The organism is Solimonas sp. K1W22B-7 (assembly GCF_003428335.1).
Classification (GTDB): domain Bacteria; phylum Pseudomonadota; class Gammaproteobacteria; order Nevskiales; family Nevskiaceae; genus Solimonas_A.
Genome location: NZ_CP031704.1, coordinates 2,785,413 through 2,803,941, shown reverse-complemented (window position 1 = coordinate 2,803,941; position 18,529 = coordinate 2,785,413). Strand labels below are relative to the sequence as shown.

At 67.3% G+C, this 18,529-nt stretch carries 14 protein-coding genes; all 14 read left to right on the top strand.

Annotated features, from left to right (window positions below; all coding sequences use genetic code 11):
* The first annotated feature begins 8 nt into the window (after positions 1–8).
* The 14 genes from D0B54_RS12740 to rpsA all read left to right on the top strand — a co-directional run bounded on the left by D0B54_RS12740 (position 9) and on the right by rpsA (position 18,353).
* Positions 9–1,307: a PepSY domain-containing protein gene (locus D0B54_RS12740; RefSeq protein ID WP_240433637.1), complete on the top strand. Its 1,299-nt coding sequence runs from the start codon at positions 9–11 to the stop codon at positions 1,305–1,307.
* Positions 1,308–1,492: 185 nt separating this feature from the next.
* The gene (gyrA, locus tag D0B54_RS12735) at positions 1,493–4,237 is read left to right on the top strand and encodes a DNA gyrase subunit A (RefSeq protein WP_117291695.1); all 2,745 of its coding nucleotides are present in this window, start codon (positions 1,493–1,495) and stop codon (positions 4,235–4,237) included.
* Positions 4,238–4,438: 201 nt separating this feature from the next.
* Positions 4,439–6,013: a DUF3616 domain-containing protein gene (locus tag D0B54_RS12730; RefSeq protein ID WP_117291694.1), complete on the top strand. Its 1,575-nt coding sequence runs from the start codon at positions 4,439–4,441 to the stop codon at positions 6,011–6,013.
* A gap of 157 nt (positions 6,014–6,170) precedes the next feature.
* Positions 6,171–7,814, top strand: coding sequence for a YbaL family putative K(+) efflux transporter (ybaL, locus tag D0B54_RS12725; protein WP_117291693.1), 1,644 nt, complete (start codon positions 6,171–6,173; stop codon positions 7,812–7,814).
* 156 nt (positions 7,815–7,970) lie between these two features.
* Entirely contained in the window at positions 7,971–8,222 is a 252-nt protein-coding gene (locus tag D0B54_RS12720) for a ribbon-helix-helix protein, CopG family (RefSeq protein WP_117291692.1), read from the top strand.
* The gene (locus D0B54_RS12715) at positions 8,219–8,617 is read left to right on the top strand and encodes a PIN domain-containing protein (RefSeq protein ID WP_117291691.1); all 399 of its coding nucleotides are present in this window, start codon (positions 8,219–8,221) and stop codon (positions 8,615–8,617) included. The genes D0B54_RS12720 and D0B54_RS12715 overlap by 4 nt, the downstream gene beginning before the upstream one ends.
* 128 nt (positions 8,618–8,745) lie before the next feature.
* Positions 8,746–9,828, top strand: a complete 1,083-nt coding sequence (serC, locus tag D0B54_RS12710) for a 3-phosphoserine/phosphohydroxythreonine transaminase (RefSeq protein ID WP_117291690.1) — start codon at positions 8,746–8,748, stop codon at positions 9,826–9,828.
* Positions 9,829–9,945: 117 nt separating this feature from the next.
* Entirely contained in the window at positions 9,946–11,121 is a 1,176-nt protein-coding gene (locus D0B54_RS12705; protein ID WP_117291689.1) for a phosphoglycerate dehydrogenase, read from the top strand.
* Positions 11,122–11,288: 167 nt separating this feature from the next.
* Entirely contained in the window at positions 11,289–12,374 is a 1,086-nt protein-coding gene (gene pheA / locus D0B54_RS12700; protein WP_117291688.1) for a prephenate dehydratase, read from the top strand.
* A gap of 9 nt (positions 12,375–12,383) precedes the next feature.
* Entirely contained in the window at positions 12,384–13,517 is a 1,134-nt protein-coding gene (hisC, locus tag D0B54_RS12695; RefSeq protein WP_117291687.1) for a histidinol-phosphate transaminase, read from the top strand.
* Positions 13,514–14,407: a prephenate dehydrogenase gene (locus D0B54_RS12690; protein WP_117291686.1), complete on the top strand. Its 894-nt coding sequence runs from the start codon at positions 13,514–13,516 to the stop codon at positions 14,405–14,407. The genes hisC and D0B54_RS12690 overlap by 4 nt, the downstream gene beginning before the upstream one ends.
* Before the next feature lie 115 nt (positions 14,408–14,522).
* Positions 14,523–15,848, top strand: a complete 1,326-nt coding sequence (aroA, locus tag D0B54_RS12685) for a 3-phosphoshikimate 1-carboxyvinyltransferase (RefSeq protein ID WP_117291685.1) — start codon at positions 14,523–14,525, stop codon at positions 15,846–15,848.
* Between the two features lie 7 nt (positions 15,849–15,855).
* On the top strand, positions 15,856–16,557 hold the full coding sequence (cmk, locus tag D0B54_RS12680) for a (d)CMP kinase (protein WP_117291684.1): 702 nt from the start codon (positions 15,856–15,858) through the stop codon (positions 16,555–16,557).
* Positions 16,558–16,670: 113 nt separating this feature from the next.
* Positions 16,671–18,353 (top strand): 30S ribosomal protein S1, encoded by a 1,683-nt coding sequence (gene rpsA / locus D0B54_RS12675; RefSeq protein WP_117291683.1) that lies wholly within the window; start codon positions 16,671–16,673, stop codon positions 18,351–18,353.
* Positions 18,354–18,529: the final 176 nt, after the last annotated feature.

Genomic DNA, 18,529 nt, shown 5'->3' with positions numbered 1-18,529 from the left:
CCTGGGTGATGCGCTGGCACCGGCGCCTGTCGCTGCTGGCCGGCGTCAGCCTGCTGCTGTGGGCCTCCTCGGGCCTGCTGCATCCGCTGATGTCCTGGACCAATCCCCGGCCGGCGGCGATGGCGCCGCCGGTCGGAGAGCCGCTGGACCTGCCGGCGCAGCCTCCGGTGCTGGCCGAACCGGCCGGCATCCTGCGCCTGCTGCGGCAGGACGGGCGGGTGTTGTGGCAGCGGGCATCCTCCGATCGCCAGCAGTTGCGCTATGTCGACGCGGCCAGCGGCGAGCCCGTGGCGGGGGCGGATCGCGAGCGCGCGATCCTGCTGGCGCGGCACTACACCGGGCTGGCGGTCGAACCGCTGGCCAGCGTGGTGGAGGTCAGGCATTACGACCGCGAATACCCGGCGGTGAACCGCCTGCTGCCGGCCTGGCGCGTCGAGTTCGCCGATGCACGCGGGCTCACCGCCTACGTCAGCACCGGCGAGGATCGCCTGGCCTCGCTGACCGACCGGCGCAAGCGCCTGCTGCTGACGCTGTTCCAGACCGTGCACACGCTGGACTTCCTCGACGGCGCCGAAGGCCTGCGGCTGGGCCTGGGCCTGTCGGCGGTGGGCAGCGTGCTGGCGATGGCGATGCTCGGCATCGGCCTGCTGCTGCGCCTGCGTCGGCGTTCCGCGGCGCCGCAGGCGCGGCGCTGGCATCGCGGTCTCGCGTGGATCGCCTGGGCGCCGGTGCTGATGTTCTCGGCCAGCGGGCTGTTCCACCTGCTGCGGCTGTCGCCGCTGCTGCTGCCTGCACCGGCTGTGCCGGCGCAGGCCGTGCAGGGCCCCTTGTCCTGGCCTGGGGAACTCGCCGGCGCGCGGTCGCTGAGCCTGCTGCCGCTGGGCGAGGGCAGCGCGGTCTGGCGGGCCCGCTACGACGCGAAGCGCCTGCGGTTGTTCGATGCCCGCAGCGGCGCGCCGCTGGCGGACGAGGCGGCGCTGGCGCGGCGGCTGGCAGGGGCGGGAGCTTCAGCCGATGCACGCCTGCAGGCTGGCTTCTCCGATGAATACGGCTTCGCCAACAAGCGCCTGCCGGTGTGGCGCATCGAAGGCGAAGGCGAGCGGGTCTTCGTGGACACCGCCTTCGGCCTGGTCGCGGCCCGGGCGGGCGGCCTGGACGTGGCCGAGCAGTGGAGCTTCTCCAGCTTCCACAAGTGGCAGTTCCTGGACCCGCTGGGCAAGGCCTGGCGCGATGCCATCCTCAGCCTGGGGGCGGTGCTGGGGCTGCTGGCGGCGGGCTTCGGGCTGTCGCTGCGCCGTCGCCGTTAAGCGAATTTTTCGGCCCCGGGAAGGCCCGTTCCGGCGGGTCCGGACAGGGGCCCTTCCAGCACCTGCCGCAGGGGGTGGCGGAGCCCTGTCCGGAAGGGTATTTGTACCCCGGTTTATGTTAGAATGTATCGACAAATTCCTGTACATAAATCATAGCTCCGCGCAAGGCGGACGCGAGTTTGCAAATGACTGATTTTGCTAAAGAAGTTCTGTCGGTAAATCTCGAAGACGAAATGCGCCGCAGCTACCTCGATTACGCCATGAGCGTGATCGTGGGCCGAGCGCTGCCGGACGCCCGCGACGGCCTCAAGCCGGTGCATCGCCGCTCGCTGTTTGCGATGCACGAGCAGCACAACGATTACAACAAGCCTTTCAAGAAGTCGGCGCGCATCGTCGGTGACGTGATGGGTAAGTACCACCCGCATGGCGACAGCGCGATCTACGACACGATCGTGCGCATGGCGCAGCCGTTCTCGCTGCGCTACCTGCTGGTGGACGGACAGGGCAACTTCGGCTCGGTGGACGGCGACGCGCCCGCGGCGATGCGCTACACCGAAATCCGCATGACGCGCATCGCGCATGAGCTGCTGGCCGACATCGACAAGGAAACCGTCGACTTCCAGCCGAACTACGACGGCTCCGAAAGCGAGCCGACGGTACTGCCCACCAAGTTCCCGAACCTGCTGGTCAACGGCAGCTCCGGCATCGCCGTGGGCATGGCGACCAACATCCCCCCGCACAACCTGTCCGAAGTCATCGACGGCTGCGTCGCGTTGATCGACAACCCGGACATCGAGCTGCGCGAGCTGATGCAGCACATCCCGGCGCCGGATTTCCCGACCCGCGGCCAGATCCTCGACGCCCACGGGCTGGTCGACGCCTACGCCACCGGCCGCGGCCGCATCGTGATCCGCGCGCGCACGCACTTCGAGGACATCGGCAACGACAAGCAGTCGATCGTCACCACCGAACTGCCGTACCAGGTCAACAAGGCGCGCCTGCTGGAGCGCATCGCCGAGCTGGTCAAGGACAAGAAGATCGAGGGCATCACCGAGCTGCGCGACGAGTCCGACAAGGACGGCACGCGCATGGTGATCGAGCTGCGCCGCGGCGAGAACGCCGAGGTGGTGCTCAACAACCTGTACCAGCAGACCCAGCTGCAGATCGTGTTCAGCCTGAACATGGTCGCGCTCGACGGCGGCCAGCCCAAGCTGCTGTCGCTGAAGTCGCTGCTGGAGATCTTCGTCCGTCACCGTCGCGAAGTGGTGACGCGCCGCACCCGCTACCTGCTGCGCAAGGCGCGCGAACGCGCCCATGTGCTGGAAGGCCTGTCGGTGGCGCTGGCCAACATCGACGAGATCATCGCCCTGATCAAGCGCAGCCCCTCGCCGGCGGAAGCCAAGGCCGGGCTGGTCTCGCGCACCTGGGATCCGGGCCCGGTCACGGCGATGCTGGAGCGCGCCAGCGCCAATGCCTCGCGCCCTGACGGCCTGGCCGCCGAGTTCGGCATCGTCGACGGCGGCTATCGTCTCTCGGAAGCCCAGGCCCAGGCGATCCTGGAACTGCGCCTGCACCGCCTCACCGGCCTGGAGCAGGACAAGATCCACGAAGAGTTCCGCGAACTGCTGGAAGCGATCCTGGATTACCTCGACATCCTCGGCTCCGAGCCGCGCCTGCTGTCGGTGATTCGCAGCGAGCTGCTGGAGATCAAGGAAGCCTACGGCGACGATCGCCGCACCGAGATCACCAGCGCCGCGCTGAACATTGCCCATGAAGACCTGATCGCCCCGCAGGACATGGTGGTCACGCTGTCGCACGAAGGCTACGTCAAGGCCATGGCGATGGACGAGTACCAGGCCCAGCGCCGCGGCGGCCGCGGCAAGATGGCCACGGCGACCAAGGAAGAAGACTTCGTCGATCGCATCTGGGTGGCACACTCGCACGACACGCTGCTGTGCTTCTCCAGCTCCGGCAAGTGCTACAAGCTGCGCGTGTTCGAGCTGCCCTCCGGTTCGCGCGGCTCGCGCGGCAAGCCCTTCAACAACCTGCTGCCGCTGGAAGCCGGCGAGAAGATCAACGCCGTGCTGCCGATCGAGTCCTTCGGCGCCGCGCCGGATGCGGAAGATCCGGCAGCGGAGGATCGCTACATCTTCATGGCGACGCGCCGCGGCACGGTCAAGAAGACCCCGCTGTCGGCCTTCGCCAACGTGCGCAGCAACGGCCTCATCGCCGTGGACCTGCGCGTCGACGACGAACTGGTCGGCGTGGCGCTGACCTCCGGCCATGACGACATCATCCTGATCTCCGACTCCGGCCGCGCCATCCGCTTCAACGAGGGCGACGTGCGCTCGATGGGTCGCGGCGCCACCGGCGTGCGCGGCATGCGCCTGCTCAAGAGCTTCGCCGGTTCCGAGGAGGAGGGCGAAGAGGCCGTGGTCGCCGAGGCCGACGAGGCCGCGGACGACACGCCCGACAACGGCGAGAGCGCACGCGTGATCTCGCTGATCGTGCCCGAGACCGGCGACATCCTGACGGTGTCCGAGTTCGGCTTCGGCAAGCGCACGCCGATCGACCAGTTCCCCAAGCGCGGTCGCGGCGGCCAGGGCGTCATCGGCCAGGCGCTGACCGACAAGACCGGTCGCCTGATCGGCGCCGTGACGGTCGACGACCGCCATGAACTGATGCTGATCTCCGAGTCCGGCAACCTGATCCGTACCCGCGCCGCGGAAGTGCGCATCGCCGGCCGCAACACCCAGGGCGTGCGCATCATGCGTCCGGTGGACGGCGACCGCCTGGTCGGCGTGGACCGCTACGTCGCCGAGGACGAGGCCGTGGTGCTGCCGGCGATCGACGCGCCGGAGGCCAGTGCGGAGATCGTGCCTGACGTTGCCCCCGATGCTGCAACCGACGCGGGCGACGCCGCCGAGTAAGCGGCGACCCCGCGGTATCCGGCAGGGTCCGGCGGCTGCTTCATGAGCAGCCGCCGGAAGCCGGTCGGCGATTCATCAAATCCTCATCGAAGTTTCACGGGAAACGCGTAGCGTCGCGCGCTTCCCGGACTGGAGCGCAAGGCTCCAGCTGTCGCGGGAATCCAGCGGTTTCCCCATAACGACATTCGAAGAGGGTTCCAGATGCGCTTTGCCCGTTCCCTGGTTTTCGCAACAATCGCTTCCGTCCCGGCGCTGGCCTCCGCGCTGCAGCCGGGCGACGTCGCCGTCATCGGCATCTACAGCGACGCGCCGGACAAGACCGCGTTCGTCGCGCTGGTCGACCTCCCGGCCGGCACCACGCTGGGCATCACCGACGAGGGCTGGAAGTCCACCGGCGGTTTCCGCAGCGGCGAGAACCACGTGAGCTGGACCGCCCCGACCGGCGGCGTCGCCGCGGGCAGCGTCATCAACTTCAACATGTCCGACGTGTCCAACAGCGGCGACCAGATCACCGTCTACAGCGGCAGCGCCGCCAGCCCGACGCCGCTGTTCGCGGTGAACGACGACGGCAGCAGCTGGGCCAGCAATGCCAGCAGCAACAACAACTCCGCGCTGCCGGCCGGCCTCAGCAACGGCGCCACCGCCGTGGCCCTGAACGAGAAGGACAACTACGCCTACACCGGACCCACCAGCGGCACCAAGGCCGTGCTGCTGGCCGCCATCGCCAACAAGGCCAACTGGACCGGCAACGACGGCAGCGCCCCGGCCTGGCCGAGTGCCTTCACCGTGACCGGCGGCGGCACGCCGACCCCGCCGGGCGTCCCCGGCACCGCCACCTACAACACCACCTCCGACGGTTCCGCCGCGGTCTGGGCGGGCGATCACTTCATCAACTTCAACGACGAGACCAACGTCGTGCGCCTGTACAAGGCCGGCACCAGCGGCACTTCGGTCAAGACCTGGGACCTGGGCAGCGGCCTGGGCCTGTCCAAGGAAGCGGACTTCGAGGACGCGGCGCGCATCGGCAACGACCTGCTGGTGATCACCTCGCACGGCCGCAACAAGGACGGCGAGTACAAGGCCGACCGCTACCGCTTCGCGCGCCTGGCGATCTCGGGCAGCGGCGCCACCACTGGCCTGACCGTCACCGGCTACACGAAAACGCTGCTGGAAAACCTGCTCGACAGCAGCAAGTGGCAGCAGCCGGATACCGCCGTCATCAACCTGCTGAAGGACCGCACCAAGCTCGGCACCGCCACCGTGCCGAACCTGGCGCCGAAGATCGATGGCTTCAACATCGAGGGCCTGGCGCAGCTGCCGGGCGCCACGCCGCGTGTCGCCATCGGCCTGCGCAATCCGCTGATCAACAACCTGGCGATCGTCGTCACGCTGGAGAACCCGCTGCAGGCGGCCACCGGCAGCACGCCGGTGTTCGGCCAGGCGATCCGCCTGGACCTCGGGGGCTACGGCATCCGTGGCATGGTCTGGTCGGCCACCGACAACAAGATGTACATCGTCGCCGGGCACATCAGCTCCGACCCGGAAGCGCAGTTCTTCCTCTACAGCTGGGATGGCCTGCCGACCTCGGCGCCGCAGTACCTGGGCACCGTGCAGCACAGCAGCGGCGGTTCGATCGAAGCGCTGCTGCCGCACGAGGGCACCCAGTCGTTGCGCATGCTGGTGGACGAGGGCGGGGTGCTGGTGAACGGTACCGAGAAGAAGGACCTGTCCGCCTCGCAGCAGAACTTCCACGACATGCTGTTCACGCTGCCCTGAGGCTGTTTCGTGGTCGCCTGCCGGCGGCAGCGCCGCCGGCAGGCCTCCCGGTTATCATCTGCGGTGCCGAACTTGGCGCCGCTTCGGGGATCAGAGGAGGGGACTCGCACGAGTCCCCTCCGATGACACCGGAGACATAACCAGAGGGAGAACCCGTTTGCCGCATCACACGCCCCTGATCGCGACCATTGTCATGGGCCTGGTGCTGGCCTTCATCTTCGGCGCGCTGGCCCACCGCCTGCGCCTGCCGCCGCTGGCAGGCTATCTGCTCGCCGGCATCGTCGTCGGTCCCTTCACCCCCGGCTTCGTCGCCGACCCCGCGCTGGCCCCGGAGCTGGCCGAGATCGGCGTGATCCTGCTGATGTTCGGGGTGGGCCTGCATTTCTCGCTGGCCGACCTGATGGCGGTGAAGCGCATCGCCATCCCCGGCGCCATCGCGCAGATGGCGGTGGCCACGCTGCTGGGCATGGCGCTGGCCTGGGCGGTGGACTGGCCGATGGCACAGGGCTTCGTCTTCGGTCTGGCGTTGTCGGTGGCCAGTACCGTGGTGCTGCTGCGCGCCCTGGAAGAGCGGCGACAGATCGAGACCAATCGCGGGCGCATCGCCGTGGGCTGGCTGATCGTCGAGGACCTGGCGATGGTGCTGGCCCTGGTGCTGCTGCCGGCCCTGGCCGGCGCCATGGGCGGGCGCGTACCGGACGCCGTGCCGGGCAGCAACCCCAGTGTGTTCGCCGCGATCCTGCTGACCCTGGCCAAGGTTGCCGCCTTCGTCGCCTTCATGCTGATCGTCGGGCGGCGCCTGATCCCCGGCATCCTGCACATGATCGCCCGCACCGGTTCCAAGGAGCTGTTCCGCCTCGCCGTGCTGGCGGTGGCGCTGGGCGTGGCCTTCGGCTCGGCGCAGCTGTTCGGCGTGTCCTTCGCCCTGGGTGCGTTCTTCGCCGGCATGGTGCTGAGCGAGTCCGAGCTGAGTTCGGAGGCGGCGCAGGAGACGCTGCCGCTGCGCGATGCCTTCGCCGTGCTGTTCTTCGTCTCGGTGGGCATGCTGTTCAACCCCTCGATCCTGGTGACGCAGCCCTGGCTGGTGCTGGCGGCCTTCCTGATCATCGTGCTGGGCAAGTCGCTGGCGGCGATGGTGATCGTGCTGGCGTTCAAGTACCCGCGCGGCACCGCACTGACCATCGCCGCCAGCCTGGCGCAGATCGGCGAGTTCTCCTTCATCCTGGCGACCCTGGGCGTGGACCTGGGCCTGCTGACCGAGACCGCGCGCGACGTGATCCTGGCCGCCGCGATCTTCTCGATCATCGCCAACCCCTTCTTCTTCATCATCTCGGATCGCCTGGAGCGGCGCTGGGGCCAGGTGCGGGCCGTGGGCGCCTACACCCCGGTCATTTCCGATCACGTCGTGGTGGTGGGCTACGGCCGCGTCGGCAGCGCCGTGGTCGAGACCCTGCAGCAGCAGGGCACGCCGTTCCTGGTGATCGAGGAGCAGGACGAGCGCGTGCAGCGCCTGCGCGAGCGGGGCATCCCGGTGCTGGTCGGCAATGCCGCCCAGCCCGCCACCCTGCGCGCCGCCCAGCTGACCAAGGCCCGCACCCTGATCCTGGCCGTGCCCAATGCCTTCGAGGCCGGGCAGGTGATCCAGCAGGCCAGGGAAGTGCAGCCCGAGCTGCGCATCTTCGCCCGCGCCCATTCCGACGCCGAAGTCGACTACCTGCGCAAGCGCGGCGCCAGCTTCATCGTCATGGGCGAACGCGAGATCGCGCGCAGCATGGTGGAGCAGCTCGCCGTGCCGGCCTGACTCGGGCCACTCGGCCGGACATGTAGGAGGCAGCTTGTGACCGCAGGAAATCCCTGTGGGACTGCCGACAGGCTAGAGGTCGCCAGCAAGCTGGCTCCTACATTCCAGGGCATTCCATATTGACTAACATGTCCTGTTAGGTGATATACTAAGTCCATGAATTTCAGCGTCCATTTCGACGAAGCCACCATCGAACGCCTGAACAAGGCGGTCGAGCGGGCGGGGGTCACGCGCAACCGCCTGATTTCCATGGCGGTGCAGGAATGGCTGGCGCGGAACGAGGAAAAGGACTGGCCGGAGTCGCTATTGGCGCACTTCCGCAACCCGGCCCCGGAACTGGCCCAGGACACCCTGGATTTCCAGGCCTGGCGCGAGCATCTTGGCGGCCCGGCGGAAACTCGCTGGTGAAGTACCTGCTGGACGCCAACGTGATCGCCGGAGCGGTCAAGGGCCGCCTGCCGGTGGTGCTGAAGCTGTCCAAGCTCAAGCCCAGCGACATCGCGGTGGCGGCGATCAGCCGGATGGAAGCCGAGGCGGCGCTGCGGGCGCAGCCGCGGGCGCAGGCGCGCTACGCCAAGCTGCTGAAGGAGTTCTTTGCCAACGTGAAGGTCATTGCCTTCGACGTGGCGGAGACCCAGCAGGCGGTGACGCTGGCGGCCTACGCGCAGCAGATGGACGAGAAGATCGGCGCCTACGACCTGCTGGTCGCGGCGACGGCGCTGTCGCACCAACTGGTGCTGGTGACGGACCGGCCGCAGGCGTTCGCGGCGGTGCCGAACCTTGATGTAGAGAAATGGGCTTGACCTTGTGGGAGCGGCCTTGGCCGCGATGGGTCAGGCGGTAAATGTGGGATTTTCGCGGCCAAGGCCGCTCCCACTGAAGAAGTGGCGGTACGAAAAACATTTAACACTCATTGCCCAGGACATTGACCATGAAAAGAATCGTGAATTTCAGCGCCGGCCCCGCGACCCTCCCGCTGGCCGTACTCGAGCAGGTGCAGGCCGAAATGCTGGACTGGCACGGCTCGGGCATGTCGGTGATGGAAATGTCGCATCGCGACAAGGAATTCATGAGCATCGCCCAGGACGCCGAGAAGGACCTGCGCGAGATCGCGGGTATCCCGGCCAACTACAAGGTGCTGTTCCTGCAGGGCGGCGCCACCGGCCAGTTCACCTTCCTGCCGATGAACCTGCTGCGCGGCAAGGCCGGCTTCGACTACGTGCTGACCGGCGACTGGGGCAAGAAGGCCGCCAAGGAAGCGGGCAAGTACGGCAAGGTCAACATCGCCGCCAGCAGCGAGGGCGACAAGTTCACCAGCATCCCGGACGTGAAGAACTGGAAGCTGGATCCGAACGCGGCCTACGTGCACATCACGCCCAACGAGACCATCCACGGCGTCGAGTTCCACCAGGAGCCCGAGACCAACGGCGTGCCGCTGGTGGCCGACATGTCGTCGAACATCCTGTCGCGCGAAATCGACATCGGCAAGTACGGCCTGATCTACGCCGGCGCACAGAAGAACATCGGCCCCTCGGGCATCACGATCGTGATCGTGCGCGAGGACCTGATCGGCCAGGCCATGGCGACCACGCCGGGCATCTTCGATTACAAGCAGATGGCCGACAACGAGTCGATGCTGAACACCCCGCCGTGCTTCGCCTGGTACGTGTCGGGCCTGGTGTTCAAGTGGATCAAGGACAACGGTGGCCTGGCGGGCATCGGTGAGCGCAACGCCCGCAAGGCCGGAGCGCTGTACGACTACATCGACAGCCAGGACTTCTACAGCAACCCGGTGGCCAAGGCCAACCGCTCGCGCATGAACGTGCCGTTCGTGCTGGCCAATGCCGAGCTGGACGCGGAGTTCCTCAAGGGCGCCAAGGCCGCCAGCCTGTCGGGCTTGAAGGGTCACCGCTCGGTGGGCGGCATGCGCGCCAGCCTGTACAACGCGATGACGCAGGACGGCGTGAACGCGCTGATCGAATACATGAAGGAATTCGCCCGTACGCGCGGCTGAGACGCAACAGACTCTGGTCCGCAAATGAACGCGAATGAACGCAAATAAATTATTTCTTCTATTGGCGTTTATTTGCGTTTATTAGCGGACTGACTAAATCTTTAAAGGAATCTTCCCATGTTCAAGATCCAGACCCTCAACAACATCTCCGTCCTCGGCCTCGAGCGCCTGCCGCGCGAGCGCTACGAAGTCGCCTCCGAGCTGTCCAGCCCGGACGCCGTGATGGTGCGCTCGGCCGACATGCACAAGCTCGATATCCCGACCAGCGTGAAGGCCATCGGCCGCGCCGGCGCCGGTACCAACAACATCCCGGTCGCGGCCCTGTCCAAGCGCGGCGTGGTGGTGTTCAACGCCCCGGGCGCCAACGCCAACGCGGTCAAGGAACTGGTGCTGTCCGGCATGCTGCTGGCGGCGCGCAACATCCCGCAGGCCCTGGACTTCGTGAAGAAGCTCGACGGCGACGACAAGGCCATGCACCTGGCGGTCGAGGACGGCAAGAAGAAGTTCGTCGGTTTCGAGCTGCCGGGCCGCACCCTGGGCGTGATCGGCCTGGGTGCCATCGGCGTCAAGGTGGCCAACGCCGCCCTGGAACTGGGCATGACGGTCTACGGCTATGACCCGGCGATGACGGTGACCAACGCCTGGCAGCTGAACTCCGGCGTGCGCCAGGCCCTGTCGGTGGACGACCTGGTGTCCAAGAGCCAGTTCATCTCGGTGCACGTGCCGCTGCTGGACGCCACCCGCGGCCTGATCAATGCCGACCGCCTCAAGCTGATGCCCAAGAAGGGCGTCATCCTGAACTTCGCTCGCGAGGCCATCGTCGACGAGAAGGCCGTGATCGAGTCGCTGGACGCCGGCGGCCTGCACGCCTATGTCTGCGACTTCCCGAGCAATGCCCTCAAGGGCCACCCCCGCGTGATCGCGACCCCGCACCTGGGCGCCAGCACCGGCGAGGCCGAGGACAACTGCGCCGTAATGGTTGCCGACCAGCTGCGCGAGTTCCTGGAACTGGGCAACGTGCGCAACTCGGTCAACTTCCCCGAGGCGGTGATGGCCCTGCTGCCGGGCAAGACCCGCCTGTGCATCGTCAACGAGAACGTGCCGAACATGGTCGGCCAGATTTCCACGACCCTGGCCAAGCACAACCTGAACATCGCCGACCTGCTCAACAAGTCGCGCGGCGATCTGGCCTACACCATCGTGGACGTGGACTCCGGCTGCGCCCAGGACGTGGTGCAGGAACTCCAGGGCATCCAGGGCGTGCTGTCGGTGCGCTGCATCCCGGCCCGCTAAGCCTAAAGAAGACATCGGTCCGCAAATGGACGCAAATGAACGCGAATAGGCCGGAATATTAATTTGCGTTTATTTGCGTTCATTCGCGGACTGCCTGGTCTTGGAAGGGCTAGGGGACGGCAAGGGGAGCGCGTACAATCGCGCTCCCTGTTTTCGTTACGGCACCCATGAACAACGAACTGGCCCAGGCCCGCACCCGGATCGACGCCCTGGACGAGCAGATCCAGACGCTGATCTCGCAGCGCGCCCGCATCGCCCAGGATGTCGCCCACATCAAGGAAAAGATGGGCGACAGCACCGGCAACCACTACCGCCCCTCGAGGGAGGCGGAGGTGCTGCGCCGCGCGATGGAGCGCAATACCGGCCCGCTGACCGACGAGACGGTGGCGCGGCTGATGCGCGAGATCATGTCGGCCTGCCTGTCGCTGGAATCGCCGCTGAAGATCGCCTACCTGGGGCCCGAGGGTACCTATACCCAGGCGGCGGTGCAGAAGCACTTCGGCGACAGCATCACGGCGCGCCCGGCGGCGGCGATCGACGAGATCTTCCGCGACGTGGAAACCGGCAATGCCGACTACGGCGTGGTGCCGGTGGAGAACTCCCTGGGCGGCATCGTCAGCCACACCCTGGACGAGCTGGCCCAGACCACGCTGCGCATCTGCGGCGAGGTGACGCTGCCGATCCACCACTGCCTGCTGTCCACCGAGACCTCGATCGAGGGCATCACGCACATCTACTCGCACCAGCAGTCCTTTGCGCAGTGCCGCAAGTGGCTGGATGCGCGCCTGCCCAAGGCCGAGAAGGACACCGTGGCCAGCAACGCCCAGGCGGTGCTGATCGCCCGCGAGAAGGGCGGGGCGGCCATCGCCGGCCAGCAGGCGGCCAAGCTCTACGGCATGAACATCCTGGCCTCGAACATCGAGGACGACCCCAACAACACCACGCGCTTCCTGATCATCGGCAAGCACGACCCGTCGCCCACCGGCGACGACGTCACCTCGGTGGTGCTGACCGCGCAGCGCAACATGCCCGGCGCGCTGTTCAAGCTGCTGCAGCCCTTCGCCCGCGAGAACATCGACCTGACGCGCATCGAATCGCGGCCGGTCAAGGGCGCGGCGGTGCACGACTACTACTTCTTCATCGACTTCCGCGGCCACGCACTGGATCCGCGCATCGAGTCGGTGCTGGCGGAAGTCCGCGCGGCCTCGGCCTATTTCAAGATCCTCGGTTCCTATCCCACCGCACCGTTCTAGGGCTGTCCCGTGACCTCACCCCTGCTGAAAAACGCCGCTACCGGCGTGCTGAGCCTGGAGGCCTACGCCCCGGGCATGCCGATCGAGGAGCTGCAGCGCCGCCTGGGCATCAGCCACGCGATCAAGCTGGCCTCCAACGAGAACCCGCTGGGCCCGAGCCCGGCGGTGAAGGCGGCGATCGCCGAGGTGCTGGCCCACGGCAACCTGGCGCTGTACCCGGACGGCGGCGGCTTCCGCCTGAAGAAGGCCATCGGCGACTTCCGCGGCATCGCCCCGGAATGCATCACCCTGGGCAACGGTTCCAACGACATCATCGAGCTGCTGGGACGCCTGTTCCTGGGCCCCGGCCGCGCCTCGCTGTTCTCGCAGCACGCCTTCGCGGTGTACCCGATCATCACGCAGGCGCAGAGTGCCCGCGCGGTGGTGGTGCCGGCGCGTCCGGCCGATGACGCGCAGCCGCTGGGGCATGACATGCAGGCCTTCGCCACCGCGCTGAAGGCCAACCCCGATGTGTCGCTGGTATTCATCGCCAATCCGAACAATCCCACCGGCACCTGGCTGGCGCCGGCGGATATCGAGGCTTTCCTGAAGCAGGTGCCGCCGCAGGTGATGGTGGCGCTGGACCTGGCCTACGACGAATACATGGAGCCGGCGCTGCGCAGCCCGGCGCGCGCCTGGCTCGACCAGTACCCCAACCTGGTGCTGTTCCACACCTTCTCCAAGGCCTACGGCCTGGCCGGCCTGCGCGTGGGCTACTCGCTGTCCAGCCCCGAACTGGCCGACCTGCTCAACCGCGTGCGCCAGCCCTTCAACAACAACAGCCTGGCCCTGCTGGCGGCGGAAACCGCGCTGGCCGACCAGGACCACGTGGCGCGCTCGGTGGAACTGAACAACCGCGAGCGCACGCGCCTGACCGCCGTGCTGCGCGGCATGGGCCTGAGCGTGCTGCCCTCGCAGGCCAACTTCATCGCCGTGGGCTTCGGCCGCGACGCCGCGCCGATCAACCAGGCGCTGATGCAGCGCGGCGTGATCGTGCGCCCGGTGGCGTCCTACCAGATGCCGCAGTTCCTGCGTTTCAGCATCGGCACCGAGGCGGAAAACGATCGCCTGGTGGCGGCGCTCAGGGAGATCCTCGCGTCGTGAGCGTGCAGCGACTCGCCATCATCGGTCTGGGGCTCATCGGCGGCTCGTTCGCGCGGGCGGTGCTGAAGGCCGGGGTCGTGCACGAAGTGATCGGCTATGACGTCGATCCGGCGCGCGTGGCCGCTGCCATCGAACTCGGCGTGGCGACCCACGCGGCCGATTCCCTGGAAGCGGCCGTGCGCGACGCCGACGTGGTGCTGCTGTCGGTGCCCGTGCTGCAGACCCGCGAGGTGCTGTCGCAGCTGGCGTCCTGGCTGCGCGACGACGCGATCCTGACCGACGTCGGCAGCACCAAGGTGTCGGTGCAGGAAGACGTGGCGGCGGTGTTCGGCGTGCTGCCGGCGCGCTTCGTCGGCGGCCATCCGGTGGCCGGCAACGAGAAGAGCGGGGTGGAAGCCTCCTTTGCCGAGTTGTTCCAGGGGCGCCGCTGCATCCTGACGCCGCATGAAGGGCAGGACCCGGCGGCGCTGGCCACCGTGCGCGCCCTGTGGGAAGCGGCCGGCAGCGTGGTCTGCGAGATGAGCGCAGAGCACCACGACGAGGTGCTGGCCGCGACCAGCCACCTGCCGCACGTGCTGGCCTTCGCCCTGGTGGACTTCCTCAACACCCTGGACTCGCGCAAGGAAATCTTCGCCTACGCCGCCGGCGGCTTCCGCGACTTCACGCGCATCGCCTCCAGCAGCCCCAAGATGTGGCACGACATCACCCGCGCCAACCGTGCGGCGGTGCTGGGCGCGCTCGACGGCTACCTCGGCGAACTGCAGAAGCTGCGCGACGCCATCACCGACGACGACGGTCCGGTGATCCTCGACATCTATACCCGCGCCCGCGATGCCCGCGAGCGCTACCTGGAGCTGGTCGAAAGACCGGCCGCCACGAAGAAGTCATGAGCCTCAAAAAAGCATTTCAGCCGCGGATGACGCGGATAAACGCGGATCAAGACAGATCAAACATCTTGTATATCCGCGTTTATCCGCGTCATCCGCGGCAAATGAGTTTTTTGGTATGAGTCATTCACCGCCCTTCCTCGATCTGGCGCCGATCCGCGCGGCGCGCGGCGAACTGCGCCTGCCCGGCTCCAAGAGCGTGTCGATCCGCGCGCTGCTGCTGGCCGCGCTGTCGGAAGGCGAAACGGTCCTGACGGGCCTGCTCGACTCCGACGACACCCGCGTGATGCGTGAAGCCCTGAAATCCTGCGGCGTGCCGCTGGAGGATCTCGGTGAGGCCGGCTGGCGCGTGCGGGGCGCGGCACGCCTGCCGCTGCGCGAGGCGGACATCTTCGTCGGCAACTCCGGCCTTTCGGTGCGCACGCTGGTGGCGGTGCTGGCCTTCATGGAGGGCCGCTATCGCCTTTCCGGCGTGCCGCGCATGCACGAGCGGCCGATCGGCGACCTGGTCGATGCCCTGCGCCCGCTCGGTGCCCGCATCGGCTACCAGCAGCTGGAGGGTTTCCCGCCGCTGCTGATCGAGCCGGCGCAGGCGCGTGCGGCGCAGCCGGTGCGGGTGCGCGGCGACGCCTCCAGCCAGTTCCTCACCGGCATCCTGCAGTCCGCGCCCTTGCTGGCGCGGGAGCATGAGCTGGTGGTGGAGGTGGAAGGCGAGCTGATCTCGAAGCCCTACATCGAGCTCAGCATCGCCCTGATGCGCCGCTTCGGCGTCGAGGTCCAGCGTTCGTCTACCGCTGCCGGTACACCGCGCTTCACGGTCGCTTCGGGCGCCCGCTACCGCGCGCCCGGCACGTTTGCCGTCGAGGGCGACGCTTCATCGGCCTCCTATTTCCTGGCGCTGGGCGCGCTGGCCGGTGGGCCGGTGCGCGTGCAGGGCATGGGCAGCGCCAGCCTGCAGGGCGATGTGCGCTTTGCCGGGGTGATGGCCGCGATGGGCGCCGAGGTGACGCAGGGTGAGGACTGGACCGAGGTGCGCTCGCCGGGACTGGCCTCCGGCTTCCGGCCGAAGGCCATCGACGCCGACTTCAACCACATTCCCGACGCGGCGATGACCGTGGCGGTGGTGGCGCTGTTCGCCGACGGCCCCAGCGTGCTGCGCAACATCGGCAGCTGGCGCGTGAAGGAGACCGACCGCATCGCCGCCATGGCGGCGGAGCTGGCCAAGCTCGGCGCCGAGGTCGAAGCCGGCCCCGACTTCCTGCGCATCGTGCCGCCCGCGGCGCTGCGCCCGGCGGCCATCGACACCTACGACGACCACCGCATCGCCATGAGCTTCTCGCTCGCCGCCTGCGGCGGCGTGCCCGTGCGCATCAACGATCCGGGCTGTGTCGCCAAGACCTTCCCGGACTATTTTTCGCGGCTTGCCGCGCTGACCACCTCCTGAACAGAACATGCCGTCCCTGATTTCCCCAGACTCCCCGGCGCCGGTCATCACCGTCGATGGTCCCAGCGGCGTCGGCAAGGGCCTGGTGACGCGCTGGCTGAGCCAGCGCCTGGGCGGCTGGCACCGCCTGGACAGCGGCGCCCTGTACCGCATCCTGGCGCTGGCCGCCGAGCGGGCAGGGGTGCCGGACAGCGACGGTTCCGCCGTGGCGGCCCTGGTGCCGGACCTGCACATTGAGTTTGCCGGCGACACCGAGCATGACGAGGCGATCCTGGTCCACGGCGAGAACTGGGCCGACGCGGTGCGCGCCGAGACCTCCGGCGCCCTGGCTTCGCGCATCGCGACCCTGCCCGAGGTGCGCGCGGCCCTGCTGCAGCTGCAGAAGGACTTCCGCCGTCCCCCGGGCCTGATCGCCGACGGCCGCGACATGGGTACCGTGGTATTTCCCGATGCCCCGCTCAAGATTTTCATGGATGCCAGCGCCGACGAGCGCGCGGCACGCCGCTACAAGCAGTTGAGCGATAAGGGAATACCCGCTACACTCGATGGTCTCTGCGTAGAGATCCGCGCCCGCGACGCGCGCGACCGCAACCGCCCCATCGCCCCGCTCAAGCCGGCCGAAGGGGCCGAAGTGGTTGATACAACGGGACTTTCCCCTGCCGAGGTCATCGGAAAAGTGGAAAGCCTGCTGCGTCGCTACGGGTTCTGATTTCCCCCGCAGACAGCCGGTCCACAGGATGTGGGCCGTTTCTTCTATTCACCAGGACCGACCGCAAGGACGCGGCGGATGTTCCACCTACCACCACAAAAGAGTTTTTCGGAATGATCGAAAGTTTTGCTGAAATGTTCGAGGCCAGCCTCAAGGGCGGCCAATCCATGCAGTCGGGCACCATCGTCAACGCCCGCGTGCTGGCTGTTAAGCCGGATGTCGTGATCGTCGACGCGGGCCTCAAGTCCGAAGGCGTGATCCCCATCCAGGAATTCATGGTCGACGGCGAGATCAAGGTTGCTGCCGGCGACGAAGTGGAAGTTGCGCTGGAGACCGTCGAAGACGGTTTCGGCGAAACCAAGTTCTCCAAGGAGAAAGCTGAGCGGATCAAGACCTGGGAGCGCCTCGCGAAGGCCTTCGAGGGCAAGGAAACCGTCATCGGCATCATCACCGGCAAGGTCAAGGGCGGCTTCACGGTCGATATCGGCACCGTCCGCGCCTTCCTCCCCGGTTCGCTGGTCGACGTCCGCCCGGTGCGCGACACGTCCTACCTCGAGGGCAAGCCGCTCGAGTTCAAGGTCATCAAGCTCGACAAGCTGCGCAACAACGTCGTCGTCTCGCGTCGCGAAGTGCTCGAGGCCGAGTACAGCGCCGAGCGTGACACCCTCCTGGCCAACCTGCAGGAAGGCGTGGTCCTCCGCGGCGTGGTCAAGAACCTGGTCGAGTACGGCGCGTTCGTCGACCTCGGCGGCATCGACGGCCTGCTGCACATCACCGACATGACGTGGAAGCGCGTCAAGGATCCGGCCGAAGTCGTCACCGTCGGCCAGGAAATCGAAGTCAAGGTCCTCAAGTACGACCGCGAGCGTCGCCGCGTCAGCCTCGGCCTCAAGCAGCTGGGCGCCGATCCGTGGATGGATATCGAGCGTCGCTACCCCGAGAAGACCCGCCTGTTCGGCAAGGTCACCAACATCACCGACTACGGTTCGTTCGTCGAGATCGAGCCGGGCGTCGAGGGCCTGGTCCACGTGTCCGAAATGGACTGGACCAACAAGAACGTCAACCCGGGCAAGGTCGTGCAGGTCGGCGACGAAGTCGAAGTCATGATCCTCGACATCGACGGCGAGCGCCGCCGCATCTCGCTGGGCATGAAGCAGTGCCGCCCGAACCCCTGGGAAGAGTTTGCCCAGAACCACCAGAAGGGCGACCGCGTCCGCGGCGCCATCAAGTCGATCACCGACTTCGGCATCTTCATCGGCCTGGACGGCGGTATCGACGGCCTGGTGCACCTGTCCGACCTCGACTGGAACGAAGCCGGCGAAACCGCCGTGCGCCGCTACCAGAAGGGCCAGGAGCTGGATGCCGTGGTCCTGGCGATCGACGGCGCCCGCGAGCGCATCTCCCTGGGCGTCAAGCAGGTCCAGCAGGATCCGCTGTCGCAGTTCATCGCCGACACCGTCAAGGGCACCATCGTCAAGGGCATCGTCCGCACGGTCGACCCGCGCGGTGCGTTCATCGACCTCGGCAACGGCGTCGAAGGCTACATCCGTGCCAACGACCTGGCCCGTGAGCGCGTTGAAGACGCGACCAAGGTGCTCAAGGAAGGCGACACGCTGGAGTCCCGCTTCGTCGGCGTCGACCGCAAGAACCGCATCGTTCAGCTGTCGGTCCGCGAGAAGGAAATCCAGGAAGAGCAGGAGGTCATGGCGGAGTACGGCAGCCGCAACGCCAGCACCGGCCGCACCAGCCTGGGCGACCTGCTCAAGGAACAGATCGGCGGCAACAACGACCGCTGAGCTGTCTGCCTTGCAGTACCCGGAAAGGGGCCGCCATGCGGCCCCTTTCTTTTTGCACGCTTGCCGAAATTGAACCCCTCTCCCGCTTGCGGGAGAGGGGCTGGGGAGAGGGTGTCTGTAGCACTTGCACTCTGCAATCCCTGCGTGTTTCACAGATACCCTCTCCTCGGCAACTG

What these genes read in the sequence shown, in the direction of transcription:
- D0B54_RS12740 (WP_240433637.1), top strand. Translation starts at nt 9, where the DNA reads ATGCGCTGGCACCGGCGCCTGTCGCTGCTGGCCGGCGTCAGCCTGCTG.
- pheA (WP_117291688.1), top strand. Translation starts at nt 11,289, where the DNA reads ATGAACAACGAACTGGCCCAGGCCCGCACCCGGATCGACGCCCTGGAC.
- D0B54_RS12705 (WP_117291689.1), top strand. Translation starts at nt 9,946, where the DNA reads ATGTTCAAGATCCAGACCCTCAACAACATCTCCGTCCTCGGCCTCGAG.
- cmk (WP_117291684.1), top strand. Translation starts at nt 15,856, where the DNA reads ATGCCGTCCCTGATTTCCCCAGACTCCCCGGCGCCGGTCATCACCGTC.
- gyrA (WP_117291695.1), top strand. Translation starts at nt 1,493, where the DNA reads ATGACTGATTTTGCTAAAGAAGTTCTGTCGGTAAATCTCGAAGACGAA.
- aroA (WP_117291685.1), top strand. Translation starts at nt 14,523, where the DNA reads ATGAGTCATTCACCGCCCTTCCTCGATCTGGCGCCGATCCGCGCGGCG.
- D0B54_RS12720 (WP_117291692.1), top strand. Translation starts at nt 7,971, where the DNA reads ATGAATTTCAGCGTCCATTTCGACGAAGCCACCATCGAACGCCTGAAC.
- rpsA (WP_117291683.1), top strand. Translation starts at nt 16,671, where the DNA reads ATGATCGAAAGTTTTGCTGAAATGTTCGAGGCCAGCCTCAAGGGCGGC.
- serC (WP_117291690.1), top strand. Translation starts at nt 8,746, where the DNA reads ATGAAAAGAATCGTGAATTTCAGCGCCGGCCCCGCGACCCTCCCGCTG.
- D0B54_RS12730 (WP_117291694.1), top strand. Translation starts at nt 4,439, where the DNA reads ATGCGCTTTGCCCGTTCCCTGGTTTTCGCAACAATCGCTTCCGTCCCG.